Source organism: Stenotrophomonas sp. (assembly GCF_032066555.1).
Classification (GTDB): domain Bacteria; phylum Pseudomonadota; class Gammaproteobacteria; order Xanthomonadales; family Xanthomonadaceae; genus Stenotrophomonas.
Genome location: NZ_DAMBKV010000016.1, coordinates 61,329 through 83,457 on the forward strand (window position 1 = coordinate 61,329; position 22,129 = coordinate 83,457).

The 22,129-nt window shown below is 62.7% G+C and carries 22 protein-coding genes; 15 read left to right on the forward strand and 7 right to left on the reverse strand.

Features of this window, described 5'->3' with window-relative positions; genetic code table 11:
* The first annotated feature begins 880 nt into the window (after window positions 1-880).
* From recF to RT131_RS15820, 9 genes are all read left to right on the forward strand, one after another.
* On the forward strand, window positions 881-1,981 hold the full coding sequence (recF, locus tag RT131_RS15780; RefSeq protein ID WP_313173733.1) for a DNA replication/repair protein RecF: 1,101 nt from the start codon (window positions 881-883) through the stop codon (window positions 1,979-1,981).
* 109 nt (window positions 1,982-2,090) lie between these two features.
* Window positions 2,091-4,550, forward strand: coding sequence for a DNA topoisomerase (ATP-hydrolyzing) subunit B (gene gyrB, locus RT131_RS15785; RefSeq protein ID WP_313173734.1), 2,460 nt, complete (start codon window positions 2,091-2,093; stop codon window positions 4,548-4,550).
* Window positions 4,551-4,621: 71 nt separating this feature from the next.
* Window positions 4,622-5,455, forward strand: a complete 834-nt coding sequence (locus tag RT131_RS15790; RefSeq protein ID WP_313173735.1) for a CPBP family intramembrane glutamic endopeptidase — start codon at window positions 4,622-4,624, stop codon at window positions 5,453-5,455.
* 70 nt (window positions 5,456-5,525) lie between these two features.
* Window positions 5,526-6,332, forward strand: a complete 807-nt coding sequence (locus RT131_RS15795) for a M48 family metallopeptidase (protein WP_313173736.1) — start codon at window positions 5,526-5,528, stop codon at window positions 6,330-6,332.
* 131 nt (window positions 6,333-6,463) lie between these two features.
* Complete coding sequence (locus tag RT131_RS15800; RefSeq protein ID WP_313173737.1) at window positions 6,464-7,648, forward strand: tetratricopeptide repeat protein; 1,185 nt, start codon at window positions 6,464-6,466, stop codon at window positions 7,646-7,648.
* A 260-nt stretch (window positions 7,649-7,908) separates the two neighbouring features.
* On the forward strand, window positions 7,909-8,466 hold the full coding sequence (locus RT131_RS15805) for an energy transducer TonB (protein WP_313173738.1): 558 nt from the start codon (window positions 7,909-7,911) through the stop codon (window positions 8,464-8,466).
* Window positions 8,467-8,552: 86 nt separating this feature from the next.
* A complete protein-coding gene (gene exbB, locus RT131_RS15810) occupies window positions 8,553-9,296 on the forward strand; it encodes a TonB-system energizer ExbB (protein ID WP_313173739.1) in 744 nt (247 codons plus the stop codon).
* Between the two features lie 47 nt (window positions 9,297-9,343).
* Window positions 9,344-9,769 (forward strand): biopolymer transporter ExbD, encoded by a 426-nt coding sequence (locus RT131_RS15815; RefSeq protein ID WP_282268370.1) that lies wholly within the window; start codon window positions 9,344-9,346, stop codon window positions 9,767-9,769.
* A 3-nt stretch (window positions 9,770-9,772) separates the two neighbouring features.
* A complete protein-coding gene (locus RT131_RS15820) occupies window positions 9,773-10,183 on the forward strand; it encodes a biopolymer transporter ExbD (protein WP_282268368.1) in 411 nt (136 codons plus the stop codon).
* A 1,179-nt stretch (window positions 10,184-11,362) separates the two neighbouring features.
* Here RT131_RS15820 and RT131_RS15825 read toward each other — a convergent pair.
* From RT131_RS15825 to cls, 3 genes are all read right to left on the reverse strand, one after another.
* A complete protein-coding gene (locus RT131_RS15825; RefSeq protein ID WP_313173740.1) occupies window positions 11,363-12,130 on the reverse strand; it encodes a pyridoxine 5'-phosphate synthase in 768 nt (255 codons plus the stop codon).
* On the reverse strand, window positions 12,127-12,432 hold the full coding sequence (locus RT131_RS15830) for a hypothetical protein (protein WP_313173741.1): 306 nt from the start codon (window positions 12,430-12,432) through the stop codon (window positions 12,127-12,129). The genes RT131_RS15825 and RT131_RS15830 overlap by 4 nt, the downstream gene beginning before the upstream one ends.
* Window positions 12,433-12,609: 177 nt before the next feature.
* Window positions 12,610-14,070: a cardiolipin synthase gene (gene cls / locus RT131_RS15835; protein ID WP_313173742.1), complete on the reverse strand. Its 1,461-nt coding sequence runs from the start codon at window positions 14,068-14,070 to the stop codon at window positions 12,610-12,612.
* Window positions 14,071-14,300: 230 nt separating this feature from the next.
* On the opposite strand from cls, the gene RT131_RS15840 reads away from it, so the two are divergent.
* The 6 genes from RT131_RS15840 (at window position 14,301) to RT131_RS15865 (ending at window position 19,981) form a co-directional block, all read left to right on the forward strand.
* A complete protein-coding gene (locus RT131_RS15840) occupies window positions 14,301-14,816 on the forward strand; it encodes a MarR family transcriptional regulator (RefSeq protein WP_293706688.1) in 516 nt (171 codons plus the stop codon).
* The gene (locus RT131_RS15845; protein ID WP_313173743.1) at window positions 14,813-16,978 is read left to right on the forward strand and encodes an FUSC family protein; all 2,166 of its coding nucleotides are present in this window, start codon (window positions 14,813-14,815) and stop codon (window positions 16,976-16,978) included. Before RT131_RS15840 ends, RT131_RS15845 begins: the two co-directional genes overlap by 4 nt.
* On the forward strand, window positions 16,968-17,177 hold the full coding sequence (locus RT131_RS15850) for a DUF1656 domain-containing protein (RefSeq protein WP_313173744.1): 210 nt from the start codon (window positions 16,968-16,970) through the stop codon (window positions 17,175-17,177). The genes RT131_RS15845 and RT131_RS15850 overlap by 11 nt, the downstream gene beginning before the upstream one ends.
* A gap of 14 nt (window positions 17,178-17,191) precedes the next feature.
* On the forward strand, window positions 17,192-18,190 hold the full coding sequence (locus RT131_RS15855; RefSeq protein ID WP_313173745.1) for an HlyD family secretion protein: 999 nt from the start codon (window positions 17,192-17,194) through the stop codon (window positions 18,188-18,190).
* 64 nt (window positions 18,191-18,254) lie between these two features.
* Window positions 18,255-19,346: a PA0069 family radical SAM protein gene (locus RT131_RS15860; protein ID WP_313173746.1), complete on the forward strand. Its 1,092-nt coding sequence runs from the start codon at window positions 18,255-18,257 to the stop codon at window positions 19,344-19,346.
* Between the two features lie 248 nt (window positions 19,347-19,594).
* Window positions 19,595-19,981 carry a hypothetical protein gene (locus tag RT131_RS15865; RefSeq protein ID WP_313173747.1) on the forward strand — a complete coding sequence of 129 codons (387 nt, stop codon included), beginning with the start codon at window positions 19,595-19,597 and terminating at the stop codon, window positions 19,979-19,981.
* Window positions 19,982-19,995: 14 nt separating this feature from the next.
* Here the strand turns inward: RT131_RS15865 and RT131_RS15870 are convergent, their stop codons facing one another.
* The 4 genes from RT131_RS15870 to RT131_RS15885 form a co-directional block, all read right to left on the reverse strand.
* Window positions 19,996-20,307 carry a hypothetical protein gene (locus tag RT131_RS15870; protein WP_313173748.1) on the reverse strand — a complete coding sequence of 104 codons (312 nt, stop codon included), beginning with the start codon at window positions 20,305-20,307 and terminating at the stop codon, window positions 19,996-19,998.
* A gap of 124 nt (window positions 20,308-20,431) precedes the next feature.
* Complete coding sequence (locus RT131_RS15875; RefSeq protein ID WP_313173749.1) at window positions 20,432-20,785, reverse strand: hypothetical protein; 354 nt, start codon at window positions 20,783-20,785, stop codon at window positions 20,432-20,434.
* Between the two features lie 65 nt (window positions 20,786-20,850).
* Window positions 20,851-21,570, reverse strand: coding sequence for a 2OG-Fe(II) oxygenase (locus RT131_RS15880; protein ID WP_313173750.1), 720 nt, complete (start codon window positions 21,568-21,570; stop codon window positions 20,851-20,853).
* Window positions 21,567-21,995 carry a nuclear transport factor 2 family protein gene (locus RT131_RS15885; protein WP_313173751.1) on the reverse strand — a complete coding sequence of 143 codons (429 nt, stop codon included), beginning with the start codon at window positions 21,993-21,995 and terminating at the stop codon, window positions 21,567-21,569. The genes RT131_RS15880 and RT131_RS15885 overlap by 4 nt, the downstream gene beginning before the upstream one ends.
* Window positions 21,996-22,129: the final 134 nt, after the last annotated feature.

The following is a 22,129-nucleotide window of genomic DNA, read 5'->3' on the forward strand; positions in this document are numbered from 1 at the left end:
GATCGCTGCAGTGGCAGCTCGAAGCTTGGTCCTCCGTGCAAGCCCTACCCTGCAAGCGTATCCCCTGCCGTGGAACGCGCCTGGTGGGGTGAAGATCGCGGTTGCGCGCAGCGGGACTGAATCCGTAGCGCTCGAAGCCGCATAAGTTTCCCCCCTGCTTTCGCTGATTCCAACGCGACGCCCAAACGCGGGACTTGAGCCAACAGCGTGAACCTTGAAATTCCAGGCCAGGAACCCTGCGCGATGGATCAGATTTCAAGAAATCTGGAGCTGTGAAAGCGTTGTCTGGAACAGAGGACAGCGCGAGCTCGGAGTTCAAATCGGGCCGGGCCCGGATTTCTTGAAATCTGAAGCGGAGGCCTGGATCCCAGGCACCAGAATTGAAGGATTCAAAGCTCTGGCTTTTCGCCTTTCCTGGTTGCCGGTTTTCTCAGCTCTATGCTTTAAATCTGAGAATAAATCAAAAGCTTGGTGGTGATGGTAGGAGCAGATTTTATGTAAAACTAGTTTAAGTTGTTGTTTTAGAAAAGGTTATTGGTGCCGAAACCCCCTGTAAAACAGGGCTTCTAGCCTGTGGATATCTGTGGATAAGGCCTGGATGGGCTATCAACCCCAAATTTATCCACAGATTGCCCAACTTATACACAGGGTTTGTACCCCGACCTATACCGGCCCCTGAAAGCGCGAGATTTCGTGAAATCTGCAGCGGTACTGCCGTGCCCATCGATCAGATTTGAAGAAATCTTGCGATGTTCCACGTGGTGTGGATCGGGGGAATGGCAGCGCGCAGGCTTGGCCTGCTCAAACCGGACGGATGCTTTAAGCTGCGCATGGCCAGCCACGGCTCCCGTGCTGGCGTCGTGCTTTCTTTCGAGCGTCAATGCATATCGTCCGTGTTGCCTTGAACCGCGTGCGTCGGTTCGATTCAGTGGAACTGGCCCCCCGCCCCGGCATCAATCTGATCACCGGCGCCAATGGCGCGGGAAAAACCAGCGTGCTCGAAGCCCTGCACCTGATGGCCTACGGCCGCAGCTTCCGTGGCCGCGTGCGCGATGGTCTGGTGCAGAAAGGCGCCGAGAATCTGGACGTTTTTGTCGAATGGCAGGAGCGTAGCGACGCAGAATTGGGCGTTTCTACGCGGCGTGCCGGCCTACGACACAGTGGGCAGGCCTGGAAGGGCCGTCTGGACGGCGAAGATGTGGCTCAACTGGGCAATCTTTGCGCTGCGTTGGCCGTTGTTACCTTTGAACCAGGCAGCCATGCGTTGGTCAGTGGCGGTAGCGAACCCCGGCGACGCTTCATCGATTGGGGATTGTTCCACGTGGAACCTGACTTCCTTCCCCTGTGGCGGCGTTACACGCGGGCGTTGAAGCAGCGCAATGCGCTGTTGAAGATGGGCGCGCCCGGGAAACAGTTGGATGCCTGGGATTGGGAGCTGGCTGAAGCCGGAACTCCCCTCACCTCACGTCGCCAGCACTATCTGGAACGCCTGCAGGAGCGGGCGGTCGCAATTGCTGCAGATCTTGCACCTGGGCTGCAATTGAGTGCCCTGGAACTGCAGCCGGGCTGGCGCCGGCACGAAATGTCGCTGGGCGATGCTTTGTTGCTGGCCCGTGAGCGCGACCGTAGTGCAGGCTATACCTCGGTGGGGCCACACCGGGCCGACTGGAGCGTTGGTTTCACGCAGATCCCTGGCCGAGATGCTCTATCGCGCGGGCAAGCCAAACTCACTGCCCTGGCCTGTTTGTTGGGTCAGGCAGACGATTACGCCAGTCAACGCGGCGAATGGCCGGTAATCGCCCTGGATGACCTTGGCTCGGAGCTGGATCGCAATCACCAGCAGCGCGTTCTGCAATTCCTGGCTGCAACACCGGCACAGATCTTCATCACGGCAACCGAAACACCGGCCGCACTGGAAGCAGAACTGCAGCCGGCGGCTGTGTTCCACGTGGAACATGGCACCATCAAGGCCGCAAGTTGAGCCTTCAGGGCGGAAGTTCCCCCGGCAGGTATAATCGGAACGTCATCCCCTATCTCTCATGCCTGTTCCCCGGAACGGCGCATGACCTGCGGAGCCTACGGCAAGCGCAATGAGCGAAGAACAGAACACCCCGGTCAACAACGGCAATTACGACGCCAACAGCATCACCGCATTGGAAGGCTTGGAGGCTGTTCGCAAGCGTCCCGGTATGTACATCGGCGACGTCCATGACGGCACTGGCCTGCACCACATGGTGTTCGAGGTTGTCGACAACTCCATCGACGAAGCCCTCGCCGGTCACGCCGACAATGTGCTGGTCACCATCCATGCCGACGGTTCGGTATCGGTGGCCGATAACGGCCGCGGTATCCCGGTCGGCAAGCATGCGCAGATGAGCCAGAAGCTCGACCGCGAAGTCTCCGCTGCCGAAGTGGTGATGACCGTCCTGCACGCCGGCGGCAAGTTCGACGACAACAGCTACAAGGTTTCCGGCGGCCTGCACGGCGTCGGCGTCAGCGTGGTCAATGCCTTGTCGCAGAAGCTGATGCTGGATATCTACCAGGGTGGTTTCCACTACCAGCAGGAATACAGCGACGGTGCTGCATTGACCCCGTTGAACAAACTGGAAACCAGTGACCGCCGCGGTACGGTGCTGCGGTTCTGGCCGTCGGTGAAGGCGTTCCACGGCAACGTCGAGTTCCATTACGAAATCCTGGCGCGCCGTCTGCGCGAACTTTCGTTCCTGAACTCCGGCGTCAACATCACCCTGGTGGATGAGCGCGGCGAAGGCCGTCGCGACGACTACCACTACGAAGGCGGCATCAAAAGCTTCGTCGAGCACCTGGCGCAGGTGAAGACCCCACTGCATCCGAACGTGATCGCGGTGACCGGCGAAACCAACGGCATCGTGGTCGAGGCCGCGCTGCAGTGGACCGATTCCTACCAGGAAACGATGTACTGCTTCACCAACAATATTCCGCAGAAGGACGGCGGTACCCACCTGGCCGGTTTCCGTGCCGCGCTGACCCGTACGCTCAACAACTACATCGAGCAGAACGGCGTCGCCAAGCAGGCCAAGATCAGCCTGACCGGCGACGACATGCGCGAAGGCATGATCGCGGTGCTGTCGGTGAAGGTGCCTGACCCCAGCTTCTCCAGCCAGACCAAGGAAAAGCTGGTCAGCTCGGACGTCAAGCCGGCGGTGGAAAGCACCTTCGGCGCAAAGCTTGAAGAGTTCCTGCAGGAAAACCCGAACGAAGCCAAGGCCATTGCCGGCAAGATCGTCGATGCCGCCCGTGCGCGCGAAGCCGCACGCAAGGCACGTGACCTGACCCGCCGCAAGGGCGCGCTGGATATCGCCGGCCTGCCGGGCAAGCTGGCCGACTGCCAGGAAAAGGATCCCGCGCTGTCCGAACTGTTCATCGTCGAGGGTGACTCGGCAGGTGGCTCGGCCAAGCAGGGCCGCAACCGCAAGAACCAGGCGGTGCTGCCGCTGCGCGGCAAGATCCTCAACGTGGAACGTGCGCGTTTCGACCGCATGCTGTCCTCCGACCAGGTCGGTACGTTGATCACCGCGCTGGGCACCGGCATCGGCCGTGACGAGTACAACCCGGACAAGCTGCGTTACCACAAGATCATCATCATGACCGACGCCGACGTCGACGGTGCGCACATCCGTACGCTGCTGTTGACGTTCTTCTACCGGCAGATGCCGGAGCTGATCGAGCGTGGCTACGTGTATATCGGCCTGCCGCCGCTGTACAAGATCAAGCAGGGCAAGACCGAGTTGTACCTGAAGGACGACCCGGCGCTGGACGCCTACCTGGCCAACAACGCAGTGGAAAACGCGGCGTTGATTCCGGCTGCCGGCGAGCCCCCGATCGAAGGCGTGGCGCTGGAGAAGCTGCTGATGACGTATGCAGCGGCGCAGGAAACCATTGCCCGCAACGCGCATCGCTACGATCGCAGCCTGCTCGAGGCGCTGGTCGATTTCACTCCGATGGACCTGGAGCATCTGCGCTCCGCACCGGAAGGTGAAGGACTGGAGGCCCTGGCCAAGCGTCTGAACCAGGGCAGCCTGGGGACGCCGCGTTTCACCTTGGTGCTGCAGGAGCCGAACGAGCACCGCCCGGCCGCCGTGCTGGTGACCCGTCGTCACATGGGCGAGGAACACACCCAGGTATTGCCGCTGGCTGCCTTTGAGTCCGGCGAACTGCGCCAGCTGCATGTGGCCTCGCAGTTGCTGCATGGCTTGGTGCGCGAAGGTGCCACCATCAACCGCGGCAACAAGTCCTCCGAGATCACCGGCTTCGCCCAGGCCCAGGCCTGGTTGATGGAAGAGGCCAAGAAGGGTCGCCAGATCCAGCGCTTCAAGGGCCTGGGTGAGATGAACCCGGAACAGCTGTGGGATACCACCGTGAACCCGGATACCCGCCGTCTGTTGCAGGTCCGCATCGAAGACGCGGTGGAAGCCGACCAGATCTTCAGCACCTTGATGGGCGACGTGGTGGAACCACGCCGTGATTTCATCGAGAGCAATGCCTTGAAGGTCACGAATCTGGATATCTGATCCAGAGCAGCAATCCGCGTGGGCGCCGACAACGGCGCCCACCTTTTTTCCGCGCTACTCCCAGGTCCGCGATGTCCACCCTCCCCGACGTGCCGCTCTCCCCGTCCTCCTCGCCGACGCCCACCAACGGATCGCCGCTGCTCGGTTTCAGCCTGGACCTGCTGATCGGCATCGCCACCTTGCTGTTCCTCAGCGTGCTGGGCGGACTGGCCTGGGGCCTGGGCCGCGGTTTCGAGGTCGGAATGCAGGCTGCGCGTGAGGGAAACACCCAGGGGGCGGCGGCGTTGGCCAACTCGCTGGGCACGCCAGGTGCCTTGGCGCAGATGCTGATCGCGCTGTTTTCCACCGGCGGTGCTGCGCTGCTGCTGTACTTCCTGCGTCGCCGTGCCAGCCCGGCAGAACGTGCGCAATCGCATCAGGCAGTACGTCGTGCCTCGACCTGGGGCTGGACCGCGCTGGTCGCTGCCGGGGTATTTCTTGGCAGCAGTGGTATTGGTTGGGCCGCCAAGCAGATGGGGGTGGAGCCGGTGCCCACCAACCTGCTGTTGATGCAGCAGGCATGGGCGCAATACCCGCTGTTCCTGATTGCCTTTGCGGTACTGCTGGCGCCGGCCTATGAAGAATTGCTGTTCCGGCGCGTGCTGTTTGGGCGCCTGTGGGCGGCCGGGCGGCCCCTGCTGGGTATCGTGCTCAGCAGCGCCGCTTTCGCCCTGGTGCATGAAATCCCCGGCACCAGCCCCAACAGCTTCCCGGCGATGCTGCAGCTGTGGTTGATCTACGGCGGCATGGGGGCAGCGTTTGCCTGGGTGTATCGCAAGACCGGGACCTTGTGGGCGCCGGTGGTCGCGCACGCGGTGAACAACGCGATTGCCCTTGCCGCCATGGTCCTGCTGGGCACGCAATAACGCCGGCACCGGTTGACGAAAAATTAAGCAAGACACTCGCACACTGCAGATGTGAACGAGGGGATCCCTGATGAAAGCCATCGGACTAGCCGTAATTACCGCGCTGCTGCTCAGCGCGTGCGCAACCACAACCTCTCCCACCGGGCGGCGCCAGGTCGTTGGCGGTGTTTCGCAGCAACAGCTCGATCAACTCGGTGCCCAGGCCTTTGCTGAAACCAAGGCCAAGCAGACCCTCAACCGCGATGCCAAGCAGAACGCCTACGTGCAATGCGTGGTGAATGCATTGGTTGCGCAGTTGCCGCAGCAATACCATGGCGTACGGTGGGAAACCGCGGTATTCGTCGAGAAGGAACCGAACGCGTTCGCCCTGCCCGGCGGCAAGGTGGGCGTGAACACCGGCATCTTCACCGTCGCCAGGAACCAGGATCAGCTGGCTGCGGTCATTGGCCACGAGATTGGCCACGTGATTTCGCGCCACCACGAAGAACGCCTCACCCGGCAGCAGGGCACCCAGCTCGGGCTGGGCATCCTCGGGGCATTGGCCGGTGCCGCCTACGGCGATACCGCCGCCAGCGCGGTCAATCAATTCGGTGGCATGGGCGCCCAAGGCCTGATCCTGCTGCCCGGTTCACGGACCCAGGAAAGTGAGGCCGACGTGGTGGGGCAACGCCTGATGGCACAGGCCGGGTTTGACCCCTCACAAGCGGTGAATCTATGGCAGAACATGATGGCTGCCAGCGGAAATCGCTCCCCGCAGTGGCTTTCCACCCACCCGGACCCGGCCAACCGCATCCGTGAGTTGCAACGCGATACCCCTGCGCTTGAACCTGTATATCAGCAGGCGAGGCGCTCTGGTGTAGTCCCACGCTGCGGCTGAGGGTAGGGTTTTTGTGCAGTACACAATCGGAAGTGATTTCTCCGTCAAATAATTTCTGATACGTTTGTGTGCTCGGTTTCGTTCCGACAGTTTGAATTTCTACCGCCACGGCGGCCCCTTCGAGGTGAAACATGATCTTCCGCAGCCAAAAGCACGCCGTGCTCTCCATCCTGATCGCCACTGCATTGGGCGGTGTCGTCATCGCTGACGCTGCGGCACAGTCGCGTTCCTCGGAGCGTCGTGGCAACAGGGACAGCGCAAAGGCGGAAGTCCTGTTCCCGGAAGCCACCCGTGTCGAACCCAAGGGCAAGGCCTCCTCGAAGATGGCCAGCAAGCTCAACAAGCTGTTTGCCGCCTACAACAAGAGCGAGTACGCCGAGACCCGTACGCTGGCTGATGAAATCCTCGCCTCGCCCGATGCCAATGATTACGACAAGGCCGTCGCCAACCAGCTGGCCTCGCAGGGTGCCTACAACCTTGACGACAACGCCGCTGCCAAGCAGTACCTGCAGCAGGCGATCGCGCTGAACCAGCTGGACAACAATGGCCACTTCCAGGCGATGTTGATGCTGGCCCAGCTGCAGTTGCAGGACGACCAGCTGGCTGAAGGCCTGGCCAACCTGGACAAGTACTTCGCCGAGTCCAAGTCGAACAAGCCCGAAGAACTGATCATCAAGGGCCAGGCGCTGTACCAGAGTGAAAAGTACGCCGAGGCGATCCCGGTGCTGAAGGCGGCCATCGCTGCCTCGCCCGAGCCGAAGGACAACTGGAACCAGCTGCTGATGGCCGCCTACTCCGAAGCCGGCCAGACCGGTGAAGCGGTGAAGGAAGCCGAGGCACTGGCGGCGAAGAATCCGGCCGACAAGAAGGCCCAGCTCAATCTGGCCAGCATGTACATGCAGGCCGACCAGATGGACAAGGCTGCCGCAGTGATGGACAAGCTGCGCGCGGCTGGACAGCTCACCGAAGAGCGCGAATACAAGCAGTTGTATTCGATCTACGCCAACACCGACAACAAGGAACGGGACGTCATTGCGGTGATCAACGAGGGTATCTCCAAGGGCATCCTCAAGCCGGACTACCAGACCTATCTGGCGCTGGCGCAGTCGTACTACTACACCGAGCAGGTGCCGCAGGCGATCGAAGCCTGGAGGAACGCGGCCCCGCTGTCCAAGGACGGTGAAACGTACCTGAATCTGGCCCGGGTTTTGCATTCGGAAGGTCGTATTCCCGAAGCCAAGCAGGCCGCGCGTGACGCACTGGCCAAGGGCATCAAAAACCCGGCTGATGCAAACAAAATCATCAACCTGAAGTAAGCAGGAATAACGCCTGAACAGCTGCATTTTAGATGCGCAGCTGGTCAGGATTGGTATAAGCTTGGAGGTTCCTGCGGTGTCATGCACCGCTGAATCAGGGGTGGCTTCACACCACCACCCCGACCCCACTAAAGAGTTCTTGGCGCATGACGGAACAACTGGTCTTCCACCACAGGTATGACACCCAGAAAGAAACGGGCCTGAGCTGGCCCCGTATCGCGGGTATCGCATTTGTAATCGCACTGCATCTCGCAGCCCTGATGATGCTCCTGATTCCGGCCGTTGCCCCCAAGGCAGCTGCGGAGAAGGAACGCAACGTCATGGTGACGTTGGTCGACGCTCCGCCGCCGCCACCGCCGCCGCCGCCGCCGCCGCCGCCGCAGGATACCCCGCCGCCGCCGGTCAAGAATCTGGCTCCGCCGAAGCAGTCGCCGCTGCCGCCGCCACCGGAAGCACCGGTGATCGACGTGCCGGAACCGCGTCCGAACGACGTGGTTACGCCGCCGGCTCCGCCTGCCCCGCCGTCACCGCCGGTTGATATCCAGGCCAGCGTGGACATCTCGTCCAAGGCCATGAACCCGCCGCGTTACCCGCCGGCTGCATTCCGTGCCGGTATCCAGGGCGAGGTCATCCTGATCATTGATGTCGATGCCAGCGGCAACGTCACCAATGTGTCTGTCGAGAAGTCCAGCCGCAACCGCGACCTCGACCGAGCTGCAATGGAAGCGGCGCGCAAGTGGAAGTTCAACCCCGCCCAGAGCGGTGGATCGAAGGCAGCTGGTCGCGTCCGCGTCCCGGTCAACTTTGCGCTGAGCTGATCCAGGGGGCGGCTTCGATAGCCGCCACCAGGTCAGGTCAACATTAGCTACACCCTTTAACACCACACACAACAAAGGTAAGCGTCATGCTGCAGGAAATTTTCATCGCCGCTGCTGCCGGGGGCAACGCAAACAACGCTCTCTCGCAGATGGGCTTCGAGCATCTGATCCACGAAATGACCACCAAGCCGGGCGATTTCGCCGTTTCCTGGGTGGTGTTGCTGACCCTGGTGATCATGTCGGCCATGTCCTGGTACTGGACCGTCATCAACATCTTCCGCACCGCTCGCCTGAAGTCGGCTGCTGATCGCGTGCCGTCGCAGTTCTGGGATGCCTCGAACGCACAGGACGCCATCCGCGCCATGGAAGAACAGCCGGCTTCGGAGCCGTTCTCCAAGATCGCTCTGGACGCAGCCCAGGCTGCTGCCCACCACCAGCAGGCTGGTGCTTCGGAAACCCTGAGCCGTTCGGAATTCGTTGACCGCGCCCTGCGTCAGGCCGTGACCCGCGAATCCAACAAGCTGCAGGGCGGCATGATCCTGCTGGCCACCGTCGGTGCAACCGCTCCGTTCGTGGGTCTGCTGGGTACCGTGTGGGGCATCTACGGCGCGCTGATCAAGATCGGTGCAACCGGTTCGGCCTCGATCGACGCCGTTGCCGGCCCGGTGGGTGAAGCACTGATCATGACCGCCATCGGTCTGTTCGTGGCTATCCCGGCCGTGTTCGCCTTCAACTTCTTCAGCAAGATCAACAGCGCGACTGTCAGCAAGTTCGACACCTTCGCTCACGATCTGCACGACTTCTTCGCCACCGGTTCGCGCGTTCGCTAATCCGGCACGTCGAGTAAGTCTTCGCAACGATATAGACGGAGCCCGTTATGGCTTTCAGTAGTGGTAACAGCAGCGGCCCGATGGCCGACATCAACGTCACTCCCCTCGTGGACGTGATGTTGGTGCTGCTGATCATCTTCATCATCACGGCTCCCCTGATGTCCCACAAGGTCAAGGTGGAGTTGCCGGAAGCCAACCTGATCCAGAATCCGGAAGATGCGCCTGATCGCAAAAATCCGATTACGGTGGCGGTCAAGGAAGACGGCAAGCTCTACTGGAACGACGAAGAGGTCTCGAAGGAGACCTTGGAGTCGCGTTTCGCGACTGCTGCCCAGCAGACGCCGCAGCCGCCGCTGAACCTGCGTGGTGACAAGACCACCAAGATGAAGGTGATCAACGAGGTCACCAAGATCGCGCAGGGCCAGGGCATGCTGGACGTCGGTTTCGTTGCCACCAAAGAAAAGGGGCAATAAGCCATGGCATTCAGTAGTGGTGGAAACAGGGGCCCAATGGCCGACATCAACGTCACGCCCCTCGTGGACGTGATGCTGGTTCTGCTGATCATCTTCATCGTTACCGCGCCGATCATGACGTACCCGATCGCCGTGGATCTGCCGCAGCGTGTGATCAACCCGCCGCCGCAGCTGCGTGAGCCGCCGCCGCCGATCGACCTGCGTGTCGACGCCAGCAACCAGGTTTACTGGAACAACAGTCCGGTGAACGTGGGCGACCTGCAGCAGAAGATGGAAGAAGAAGTACAGAAGGATCCGACCAACCAGCCGGAACTTCGCATCGAAGCAAGCCCGGATTCGGAGTACGACGTCATGGCCAAGATCCTGGCCCAGGCGAAGAACGCTCAGATGAAGAAGATTGGCTTCGTGCAGTAAGCAACATTGCAACACCAAGTCATGACGCGACTGGAAAACGCCCTCCTTTTGGAGGGCGTTTTTTTTGGCCTCTGTTGGGCGTTGCTGCATGCGCTGCGCCAATGTTCCTGCTGCGCGCAGCGCTTCAATGAAAGCGACTAGGCGCCTTACCCACTTGTCGGAACGGCGGCGCATGCGCGGCTGCCTTTCTGGAGCGGCACAACCGCCTGCCGTATGCCCTGCGGCACACTGGTCGCCGCGATCTGCCGGGCATCGCGGCGAGAGATCAGCGCCCTTTCCTGATCGATCCCGGCATGTGGATAAGTTGCCTGCGCAGCGCGCACGCTTGTCCACATCCCTCTGTGGATAGATCAGCGCTCAGTTATCCCAACAAAGCGGTGGATCACCCTGCCCCGCCTGTGGATTACATTGCCATGATCCACGTGGAAGTCGCCCGATCTTGTGATCGGCAAGCGTGCAGTGCCGTCGCGGCGTGTGGGTGCTTCTGCAAGAACAATGGACGCGCATCACTCATACCCTCGCCCTTGCGACCGCGATTACAGCTTGTGGATAAGCCAGGCTGCTATGGATGTTTTGCGGCAAACCAGGACGGTGCCGGCGTATCGGCATGTTGCAGGGGCGGCCCGCGCTCAGGACGGGGAGGCGCCGCGACTGGCCATTTGCAACTGCAAGACCTTGACCGTTGAAGTAGCCGATATTTCAGTAAATCGCCGAAATAGCGCCGAATTGAGGGTGATTTGGCGACCTTTCGGAGTCGCACTTTACCGGCCCGGATCTGTCAGGGCAGGTATCAGCCGAGTGCGAGCAGCGTGACATCCAACGATCCACTGGCGTTCTCCCACCAGCGGGGACTACCGGGATCGGCTCCCCAAGAAGCTCGTTCTGCGGGTTTCTGCCTGTGGATAAGCCTCCCAACGAAGCACTAGCAGGGGGCGCCTCACCGATTGCTGCTGCATGCAGGGAGCGCTCAAACGCTTTATCCACAACGCTTAGCGGTTCAGCAATATCCCTACCAAACGCTGTGGAAACGTATGTGGATAAGTGTGTGGATGCAATTTCATCCCGTTGTGCCGCGCGGGAACGTTCTGTGGGCTACACGCCCATCCATAGGCCAGAGCAACGGTTTGCGGCGGCGCATGCTCAACCGCCGCGACCCTGGCCCTGCCCCGCCACCGGCGATCAGCGGCTCAGGCTTTCGGCTTCGGCAATGGCTGCAAGATAGCCTGTCACGCTCGCTTCCAGGCCGGTATAGAGCGCTTCACTGATCAAGGCGTGGCCGATGGAGACCTCCAGCACGTTGGGAACGTGGGACAGGAACGCGGCCAGGTTGGCCTGCGACAGATCATGGCCCGCATTGACGCCCAGCCCTGCAGCCTGCGCGCGACGGGCTGCATCGGCGAACTGCGCCAGTGCCTGCCACGGATCACCCGCCGCATACGCTTCGGCATAGGGGCCTGTGTACAACTCGACGCGATCGGCGCCCAGTACGGCGGCCTGGGCGATATCCGGATTGTCTGCATCGACGAACAGGCTCACCCTGCAGCCGTACGACTTCAGCGTTGCAATCAGCGGGCGCAGGCGTTCACCGTCACGGGCGAAATCGAAGCCGTGGTCGGAGGTCAGCTGGCCGTCGCCATCCGGCACCAGTGTCGCCTGCGCCGGACGGGTCTGTTCGCACAATTCGAGCAAGCCCGGGTAGCCATCACGCGGTGGCGCAAACGGGTTGCCCTCGATGTTGAATTCAACGCCATGCTGCTGGGTAAGCGCAGAGAGCGTCAGCACGTCAGCTGCACGGATGTGGCGCTGGTCCGGGCGCGGATGCACGGTGATACCGTGCGCGCCGGCGCGCAGGCAGGTCATTGCCGCACGCACTACATCCGGATCGTTGCCGCCGCGCGAATTGCGCAGCACCGCGATCTTGTTGACGTTGACGCTGAGCACGGTCATGGCTGCGGCAGCTCGCGGTCGCCGGAACTGGCCGAAGGCGTTGCAGTTGCCTGCACGGTCGGCGCTGTTGGGTCAGGGCTGGCGGTGGGCTGCAACTGCGCACGCAGCGCCTGCAGCTCGGCGGCGTGCAGCGGGCGCGGCACCGTGTTCACGCTGCCAAAGCGGGCCACATACAGTCCTTTTGCCCACGCCAGCAGAAACAGCAAGGCGGCCAGCAGCGCCAGCACCAACAGCCACGCATGCGTGGTGGAAAAGGCCAGAAAAAACGCCCCAAGTGCGAGTAGTAGGAACAACCAGTACATGACGATCTCCCCGACAGAGGTGTGCAGTGTAACGGCGCTGGCAGCGCCGATTCCATGCAGGGATTCGCGCCTGGCGGCTGTACCGGTCAAATGGCGGTTCCGACCAGGCGAGACGGCCACGCCGCCGGCATCTCCCGCCGGCAACTCCCGCAGGCACGGATTTCCAGCCGGCCGCGCCTAGAGCAGGGGCGAGGCCAGGCGGGCAAAGGCTTCCGGCAGACGCTTGCGCCACAACGAGCGGTCGCGGATGGGCTGTACCTCCCCGGCGCTGTCGAACTCCGCCTGCAGGATGGCTTCCAGCTCGCCGGTGAGCTTGGGGTCGGTATACATCATCGACAGCTCGAAATTGAGCCGGAAGCTGCGATGGTCGAAGTTGGCGGTGCCGACGATGCAGGTATCGTCGTCGGCGATGAAGGCCTTGCTGTGCAGCATGCGCGGGCCGTATTCGAAGATGCGCACGCCGGCTTCCAGCAGCTCGTCGAAGTAGGAACGTGCAGCCAGCGTCACGAACCTGGAGTCGCTCTGCTTGGGCACCATCAGCCGTACATCCAGGCCGCCGAGTGCGGCCGAGGTCAGCGCCATCCGTGCGGCCTCGCCGGGAACGAAGTAGGGCGTCACCAGCCACACACGATGCTTTGCCTCCTGGATGGCCGCCACATGCAGGCGATGGATCGGCTCCCATGCGGAATCAGGGCCGGACACCAGCACCTGCGCGTCGATGCTGCCCTGTGCACGGGTCGGCACGTCGGCCGGGAACAGGTCGACGCGCTCGAACAACTCGGCGCCCTGACCGGTGGCGTAGATCCAGTCTTCCAGGAACACCAGCTGCAGGCTGTGCACAACTTGTCCGCGAATGCGCATATGCAGGTCGCGGTAGGCATTGGGATTGCGGCTGTCGTCTTCCTCATCGGTGACGTTGATGCCGCCGGTAAAGGCGACGTTGCCATCCACCACCACCAGCTTGCGGTGGGTGCGCATGTTCAACCAAGGTCGCTTCAGCGGCTTGAGCAGCTGGCGTGGGTGGAACCAGGCCATCTCCGCACCGGCATCCAGCAAGGGCCGCAGGAAGGCTTTGCGGACCTTCGACGAACCTACCGCGTCCAGCAGCAGGCGCACCTTGATGCCGGCGCGGGCACGTTCCACCAGCGCATCGCGCATGGCGGTGCCGGCGTGGTCGGGCTCGAAGATGTAGTACTCCAGGTTGACGTGGCGCTGCGCCTTGCCAATGGCGTCGATGATGGCGGCATAGGTCGCCGCACCATCCAGCAGCCAATCGACATCCGTTGCGGTGCTCGGCGACAGCCCGGTGGTGGCCTGCCCCACCCGCGCCAGTTCGGTACAGCTGGCATCGGGCGGGCATACCGCGTCATAGGTGCTCATGCCCTCGCGCGAGCGGCCGCGGCGCAGGCGCTGGCGCACGATCTTCTGCGGGCCGAACAGGTAGAACACGAACAGGCCGATGTACGGCAGCGCGGCCAGGGACAGGATCCAGCTCAGGGTGGCGACCGGCTCGCGCTTCTGCAGCACGATGTAGCAGGCCAGCACCAATAGATAGGTGACATAGGCGACGGCCAGGATCTGGGCGACGTGGGGAATGCTGGACAGACTTGTCCACAGGTCTTGGAGGGCTTCGCGCATCCGTCGATTCTAGCCATGGCCAATGACGGCAGGGGCCGCCTGTTTTTGTAGGAGCGGCGTCAGCCGCGAAACCACTGCTGGATCCAGCGCCGAAAGCGCTCGGCGGCCATGGAATCGGGTATGCACTTTGCGCGGTGGGATTTTCAGCTTCGCGGCGTACGCCGCTCCCACAAAAAGCGGGTTCCAACTTGTGCATTGCATCAATTTATACATAAATGTAATATACCGGGATGGATAAACCCCTTCCCGCCGCCGGCGGCTATGCCAGCATCGACCAGAAGCTGGCGATCAGCAGCGCCCGCCATCCCGGCTTCCCGCGTGACCAGGCCATGTTGGCGCGGCTGATAAAGCTGGTGCACAAGCTGTTCTGCGACCACGGCAACCAGCTGATGCGCGACTACGGCATCTCCCACCCGGAGTACAACGTGCTGATGATGCTGGACGGCTCCGAGCGTGGCCTCAGCCCGTCGGAGATCAGCGAGGCCGCCAGCGAGAAGTCCTCCAATGTCACCCGTCTGATCGACCAGCTCCTGGCCAAGGGTCTGGTCAGCCGCGAGCCCAGCGCCGAGGATCGGCGTAAGCTGGTGGTGCGGCTGAGTCCGGCCGGTGAGCAGCTGATCGAACAGGTGATGCCGGCGGTGATCCAGCAGCTGCAGCAGTTCTTCAGCGGCGTCGAGCCGGCGGAACTGCGCCAGACCGAAACCGTGCTGACCCGCATCCTGATGGGGCTGGAACAGCGGCCATGAGTGCACGACCGGCTGAGTACGCGCCGGGCGCGCAGAAGTCCCCCAACACGTTGCTGCGGACCGTCGCCCAGGCCATGAGTGGCGAGCGCGCGGTGTGGGCCTACATCGGCAAGGTGCTGGTGGCCTTGTACCTGTCCGGCTGGTTGGCGATGCGGCTGGGCATGAGTTCGCCGGGCACGGCGATGATCACCGTGCTGGTGGTGATGAACCGCAATACCGGTATGGTGCTGGCCAAGGCCTTCTACCGCGGCCTCGGCACGGTCGTGGGCTGCGCGATGGCCGTGCTGATGGTTTCGCTGTTCCCGCAGAGCCCGGTGATGCTGGTGACGGCGATGGCATTGTGGGCCGGTTTCTGTGCCGGTGGTTCGGTATGGAGCCGGGGCATGGCTTCATATGGTTTCGTGCTGTCCGGCTACACCGTGGCGATGATCGTCTTCCCGGTGCTGAACCACCCGCAGAATATCCTCAACAGCGCGCTGGAGCGCACCGGCGAAGTGCTGCTGGGCATGGCGGTGACCAGCGTGGTGTTCGACGTGTTGTGGCCCAACCGACTGCGTGCCGGACTGCGCGCGGCGGATGACGGCAACCTCAACGACTTCCTCGGCTTTGTTGCCGATGCCATCGGTGGACGGCTGCAGGGCTTCGAGGTGATCGAGCGCACCCAGAGCCGGGTGGTGCAAGGCGCGATCAACTTCGAAGACCTGCGCGCCATGGCCTGGTTTGATGATCCGATCCTGCGCAGCAGCAACGGCCAGCTGAAGCTGATCAACCAGCACTTCATGGCTGCCACGTCACGCTTCCAGGCGCTGCACCACCACATCGATCGCCTGCAGCGAAGCAAGGACGAAAGCCTGGTCGCGGCCATCCGGGCAAGCCTGAAGCCGTTGTCGCAGCTGTTGGACGACAGCGCCCTGCGCGATGACGTGCCGGCCCTGGCCAAGGCCATGCAGCAGTGGTGCCAGCAGCTGGATGCGGCCTTCGCCCAGGAACGGCGCGCGTTGCCGGTGGCCCAGCAAGGTCGCTTCGACGCCAGCGCGCTGCTGGTGCGCCGCTTCGCCGAAGAGCTGCAGGCCTATCTTGCCGCCAAGGCGCGCATGGAGACCGGCAACGGCCGCCTGCGTGGGCATGCCCCGCGCCTGGGCAAGGTGCGCTTCACCCGCGCCAATGACTGGTACGCAATCGCGCTGGCGGCGGTGCGCTGCTTCGTGGTGATGCTGGCGCTGTCGCTGCTGTGGTTGAGCAGCAGCTGGAACCAGGGCGGCTTGGCGGTGTTCGGCATGGCCGCGCTGGTGGCGATGTCTTCGGCTGCACCAGACCCGTTGTGGGTAGTGCGTCGGGCCACCATCGGCCATGTCATAGCGCCGTTCTTTGCGGTACCCGGCTTCATCGCGATGGCATTGGGATCGGACTTCCCGATGCTGGTGCTGCTGACCCTGCCGTCGATGATCGCCTCGCTGTACATCTCCACCCGGCCGCGCTTCGCGGTGATCGGCATGGCGCTGAACGTCGGCATCCTGGTCTCATGGAACATGGGGCCGCATTTCCATCCCAGCGCACAGGCCTATCTGGACAACTCGCTGACGCTGGCAGTGGGTGCCTTCATCGCCACCGGCGTGTTCATGCTGGTGCCGGGCCTGCCCGGCAGCAAGCAACGCCAGCGCCGGCTGCTGGAGCGCCTGCGCGCACAGGTGCAACTGGCGGTGAGCGCGCCGTTGTCCGGCTTGCTGCCGAAGTTTGAAAGCGTCAGCCGCGAACTGTTCCAACAGATAGCCAGCCGCACCGCGCCGGGCAGCCGGCCGTCACGGCAATTGTTCGAGTGGGCCTTGCTGGTGCATGAAGCCGGCCATTGTGCGATCGACCTGCGCCACGATCTGGCCGAGCAACAACTGCCAGCCACGCTGCACGTACAGATTGAGAAGGCGCTGGCACTGCTCGGCCAGCTCTACCGCGAACCGCAGGCACGCACCCTGCGCGATGCCAAGGCCAGCGTGCAGGCCGCGCTGAGTGAGCTGACCGGCCCACAACCGCAGACGCTGCGCGCGGTACGTGATCACCTTTACCTGCTGCAGATGAGCCTGGACGACAGCGCCTCGGTGCTGGCCGCCTACGTGCAGCGTTCCCGTCGCCAGCAACGCCTGAAGGAGGCCCGCCATGCCGTTTGAAGTATCCATCGGCGATATCTATTTCCCCGGCGCGCTGGTGCTGGTGGTGCTGTTGCTGCCGGTGTTCGGCCTGCTCGATTACGGCCTGGGCCGGGTCGGCCTGTACCGCCGCGCGCTGCACCCCTCGATGGTGCGCGTGGCCCTGTTCGCCAGCATCTATTGCAGTGCCCTGCTGCTGTTCCTGCCCCACTTTTCCTGATTGAGGATGTTTCGATGAAAACCGCCAGCCTGATACGAGGGGGTGTCACCAGCGTGGTGGTGCTGCTTGCCGCCGTGCTTGCCTATGTGGTCTGGCACCAATACATGCTCAGGCCCTGGACGCGCGATGCGCGGCTGCGTGCGGAAGTGGTGCGTATTGCGCCGGATGTGTCCGGCCTGGTCACAGAGGTGGCCGTGCATGACAACCAACTGGTGAAGAAGGGCGATCTGCTGTTCGTCATCGACCGCGACCGCTATGCATTGGCCGTGGCCAAGGCCGAAGCCGATCTGCAGGCCGCCGAAGCCGCTGCGCGCGCTGCTGGTGCATCGATCTCCGCCGCCAGTGCCGGTGCCAGTGCCAGCCAGGCCGAATACCAGATGCGCCAGCAACAGGCCCAGCGCCGCGCCCAGCTCGACGGCATCGTCTCACGTGAGTCGCAGGCCGATGCCCGCGCCGTGGCGCAGGCAGCACAGGCCAGCTGGAAGCAGGCACAGGCCAGTGCGCACGCTGCCAGCGCCAGCAGCCAGCAAGCCAGCGCCGCCCTGCAGCAGGCGCGGGTGACGCTGCAGCAGGCGCAGCTTGAGCTGGCCCGCACCGAAGTGCGCGCCAGCGCCGACGGCACCATCACCAACCTCGACGTGCGGATTGGCGACTACGCCGCTGCCGGCCAGGCACGGATGGCGCTGGTCGCCAGCGAAGGCATGTGGGTGTATGGCTACTTCGAGGAAACCAAGCTGCCCAAGATCCATCGCGGTGACGCGGTGGATATCCGCCTGATGGCCGGTGGCGTGCACCTGCAGGGCAAGGTCGAAGGCATCGCCACCGGTATTGCCGATGCGGCCGGCCCTACCAGCAGCAACCTGCTGGCCGAGGTCGAGCCCACCTTCAACTGGGTGCGGCTGGCGCAGCGCGTGCCGGTGCGGGTCAGCATTGATCCGGCCTCGGTGCCGACCGATGCGGTGCTCAGCGCCGGCATGAGCGCCACCCTGGTGATCAAGCCCAAGGCCGGCTGAAGCGCGCGCTGGCTGAATGCGCGGCGTCGCAGATCCTGCGACAGCCGCGCGTTAGCGTAGGCATATGCCTACCCCGATCAAGGGCCGCGGTGCCAGCACCTACCTGCCCGGCCGTTTTGAAACCCAGACCAGCGAAGCCGTCGACGACGGCTGGGCGGTTGATGAGAGCGAGGAATTCGCCGCCGCCCGGTTGCGCACCGATGTGCGCCCGGAAACCGCGCGCAGCATCATCAGCCGCAACAACTCGCCGGACGTGGGCTTCAGCCAATCGGTCAATCCATATCGCGGTTGTGAGCATGGTTGCTCCTACTGCTTCGCCCGGCCCACGCATGCCTATCTGAACCTGTCGCCGGGGCTGGATTTCGAAACCAAGATCTTCGCCAAGACCAATGCGGCCGAAGTGTTGCGGCGCGAGTTGTCCAAGCCTGGCTACGTACCGCAGCCGATCGCGCTGGGCATCAACACCGACGCCTACCAACCGATCGAGCGCAAGCTGGGCATCACCCGCCAGCTGATCGAGGTGATGCAGGAAACCCGGCATCCGTTCTCGCTGATCACCAAGAACGCCCTGGTCGAACGCGACATGGACCTGCTGGCGCCATTGGCCGAGCAGCAACTGGTCAGCGTGCACTTCTCGGTGACCTCGCTGGACCCGCATCTGTCAGCCAAGCTCGAACCGCGCGCCTCGGCACCGCATGCACGGCTGCGTGCGATGCGCCGCTTGAGTGATGCCGGGATCCCGGTCGGCGTGATGGTGGCGCCGGTGATTCCGTGGATCAACGACGCTGAACTGGAATCGGTGCTGGAGGCCGCGCGCGATGCCGGTGCCAGCAGCGCGGGTTATGTACTGCTGCGGCTGCCGTATGAAGTGGCACCGCTGTTCCGCGATTGGCTGGATGCGCACTACCCACAGCGCGCGGAACACGTGATGAGCACCATCAACCAACTGCGCGGCGGCAAGGATTACGACAGCCAGTTCGGCAAGCGCATGCGCGGTGAGGGTGTGTATGCCGACCTGCTGGCAAACCGCTTCAAGCTGGCCAGCAAGCGCCTGGGCTTCAACGCATCGCGACAGCAATGGCCATGGCTGGACTGCAGCAAGTTCATTGCACCGCTGCCCCCGAAGAAACCGTCCCTGCAAGGCGAGTTGTTCTAAGCCCCGCCGGTAGTGCCGAGCCATGCTCGGCAGCAGGCAATGTCACTTGTGGGTGCGGCGTGAGCCGCGAAGCCGACAGCAATGAAGCTGCGAGCATCTTTTCCACCTCGGTTGGATCACCAGCTTCGCGGCTGACGCCGCTCCTACAAGGCATTCAGGGCATTGCCGGTAATGCCTCTGTCGGGTGTGGCGTTGTTCTACAGTTGGTGGGTTACGCTGCCTGTTGAATTCTGCAGTCGGAGCGATTCATGCGGAGGCAATACCACTTCCGTAAAAGCGAGGCAGGTTTATTGGCCTGGGACGTGCATCGTTTGATCGCACTGAGCCATGATCTTCCCGTTTCCTACATCGCACTATCAGCGGTCGCCGAGCTGGACGAAGCTTATTGGTGGGACGCCGATTCACGGCCCCCGACATGCAGGCAGGTAATCGAGCATATGCAGCTGGTTGAAGCAGCGGACCTGCAGTATCCGATCATCCTCTGCCCACAGGGACGGGTGATGGATGGCATGCATCGCGCGGCCAAGGCATTGCTGTTGGGGAAGAAAGAGATCGCAGCAGTACGTTTGCGGGAGCTGCCTTCGCCGGATCATGTCGGCGTTGACCCGGACGATCTCTGCTACGACGAGATATGAGGCAAGCAGATCTATCAGTCCCCGCCGCCATCACCGCCACCTCCGTCGCAGGACACTGCATCACCGCAATCGCTTCCGCCGGCATGATGGCTGGGGATATCGCCAACCATCATGCCGGCGTCAGTTGCCTGGCTGCGTGCAGCGGCAGGCAGCAAGGATGTGGCGAATGCCAGGCAGAGCACCGCACCAATGACCGGTAACAGCCAGACCACAGCGAGTTGGAGCAGGCGTTGCGTACCGGTCTGACCGTCGATGCGGAAGACAAAGATGCTCGCTATCACATTGAGAAGAACTACCAGCAGCGCAAACAACGCAAGCCATTTCATTGGTGGGCACCTCTGTGATGACGCAAGGTTGCAGCAGTCTCTGTAGTGCCGAGCCATGCTCGGCAGATGCCTGACCGGTAGAGCCCCAGCGGAGCATGGCTCCGCTCTACCAAGGGCACATTGCTCAGGATGCAGGCCTCATCTGCACGACGCAGAGACTGCCCGGCCACCGGGCCAGGTGACCTCCGGATTTTTGTGTGTAGACCCCGGCTAGAAGTACATGGGCTTCCTTCTCGACGAAGAAAGGTGAGACGCCATCGATCCAGATGCCTTTGGTGTAATCGCGCGCGTAGATATCCACGCCTGCATCTGAATACAGCGCGGAATATTCGAAACCATGCGAGTAGTAGCCCGCGACGGAGACAGCGCGCCCTTCGTACTGTTGGCCGTTTGCGAGAAGCTCGCTGAGGGAAACGGGCTGAGGAACACCGATGTGGCGCTCACAAAAGCTGTTGACCGCAGGTGGGGCGTGTTTCATCTCTGGAGGCGGTGGACAAGCGCAGGCCGACAACAACAGAGAACTCAGAGCGAGCGGGAGTAATCTCATGCAGCGCCGTGGCCTGTCGTCTCGCCATACAAGCGCTGCGCCGACTGGAACAAGATCCAACTCGTCGCAATGAACTTGTCCCCACCCTGCGGACGATTGCCGCGATGGGTGTGGGTGAAGGCGGTCGGCGCAATCAGCAGGCTGCCGGTGCGAGGCACCACCTTGCGCTGCTGGAACAGGAACTCGGTTTCGCCCTCTGCGAAGCCGTCATTGAGATAGAGCGTCCACAGTAGATGGCGGTGCAGGGTTTCGCCGCCGGGATCGCGCGGAAACAGCTCGCAGTGCCAATAGGGATAGCCGCCCTCGCCTGCTGTGTACCACTGCAGGTTGATCGCGCCAGGACGCAGGCAGGTACGCGCGAGTTCGGATAGCGCGGCGTCGTCCATGCCATGGAAATCATCTGCACTCAATCGTCGCGCTTGGCCGCCGGCATCGGCTACCTGCAGCATCAATGGCGAAATCAGCACCTGTGGATAACGCCGCAGGTAATGCAGCATGCCGCTGAACACTGCCTGCTGCAGGCGCTGCTCGACATCGCGCCAGCCCTCGTTGCCGCTGATGCGCAGGTCGTGGCTGCGCTTGAGTTCAGGGAACACGCCGCTGCCGACCTGGCCGGGCTTGAGCTGGGTGCTGTGGCGCAGGCGTTCGACGATGGCGGCGCAGTCGGCATTGCTCAGCGCGTTGTCGTAGACCTCGATGAAGTCGGGCATGCTCATTGCGCGGTCTCCACCAGCCGTGAGGAATGCGAGGCCAGCATCTGCCATTGGCCGTCGCGCAGCAGCCAGACGCGGGTGAAGCGGAACCTGCCTTCCCAGGGTTTGCCATCGCTGATGGCGGCTTGCACGCTGGTGCCGGTGATCACCGCTGTATCGCCATGCAGGCGGACCTGCACGTCTTCGTTGTCGATGCGGGTGTTGCGGCGCTGACGTGTAGTCAGCTCGTGCAGATAGTCGGCCTTGTGCTGCACGCGGCCGTCGGAATGGGTGAGCAGCCAGTCTTCAGCAAGCAGTGGTGCTAGCGCTTTGGCGTCGCCTTGCAGGCGTAGTTGGTTCCACGCCGTATCGGCTTGTTCAAGCGTTGCCGGTGTTTGTGCCCCGGCCCAGCTGGGAAGCAACAACAACAGCAGGATCAATCCACGCATCGACGGTATCTCCGGAGAGCTGGCGTCGATGGTGGCGCGAACCGCCCCGCATGTGTAGTGCCGAGCCATGCTCGGCAGGGGCTTTCCCGGCAAAGTCGGAAAGGCCTTAAAGGCCACCCCTCCCCAGCCCTCCC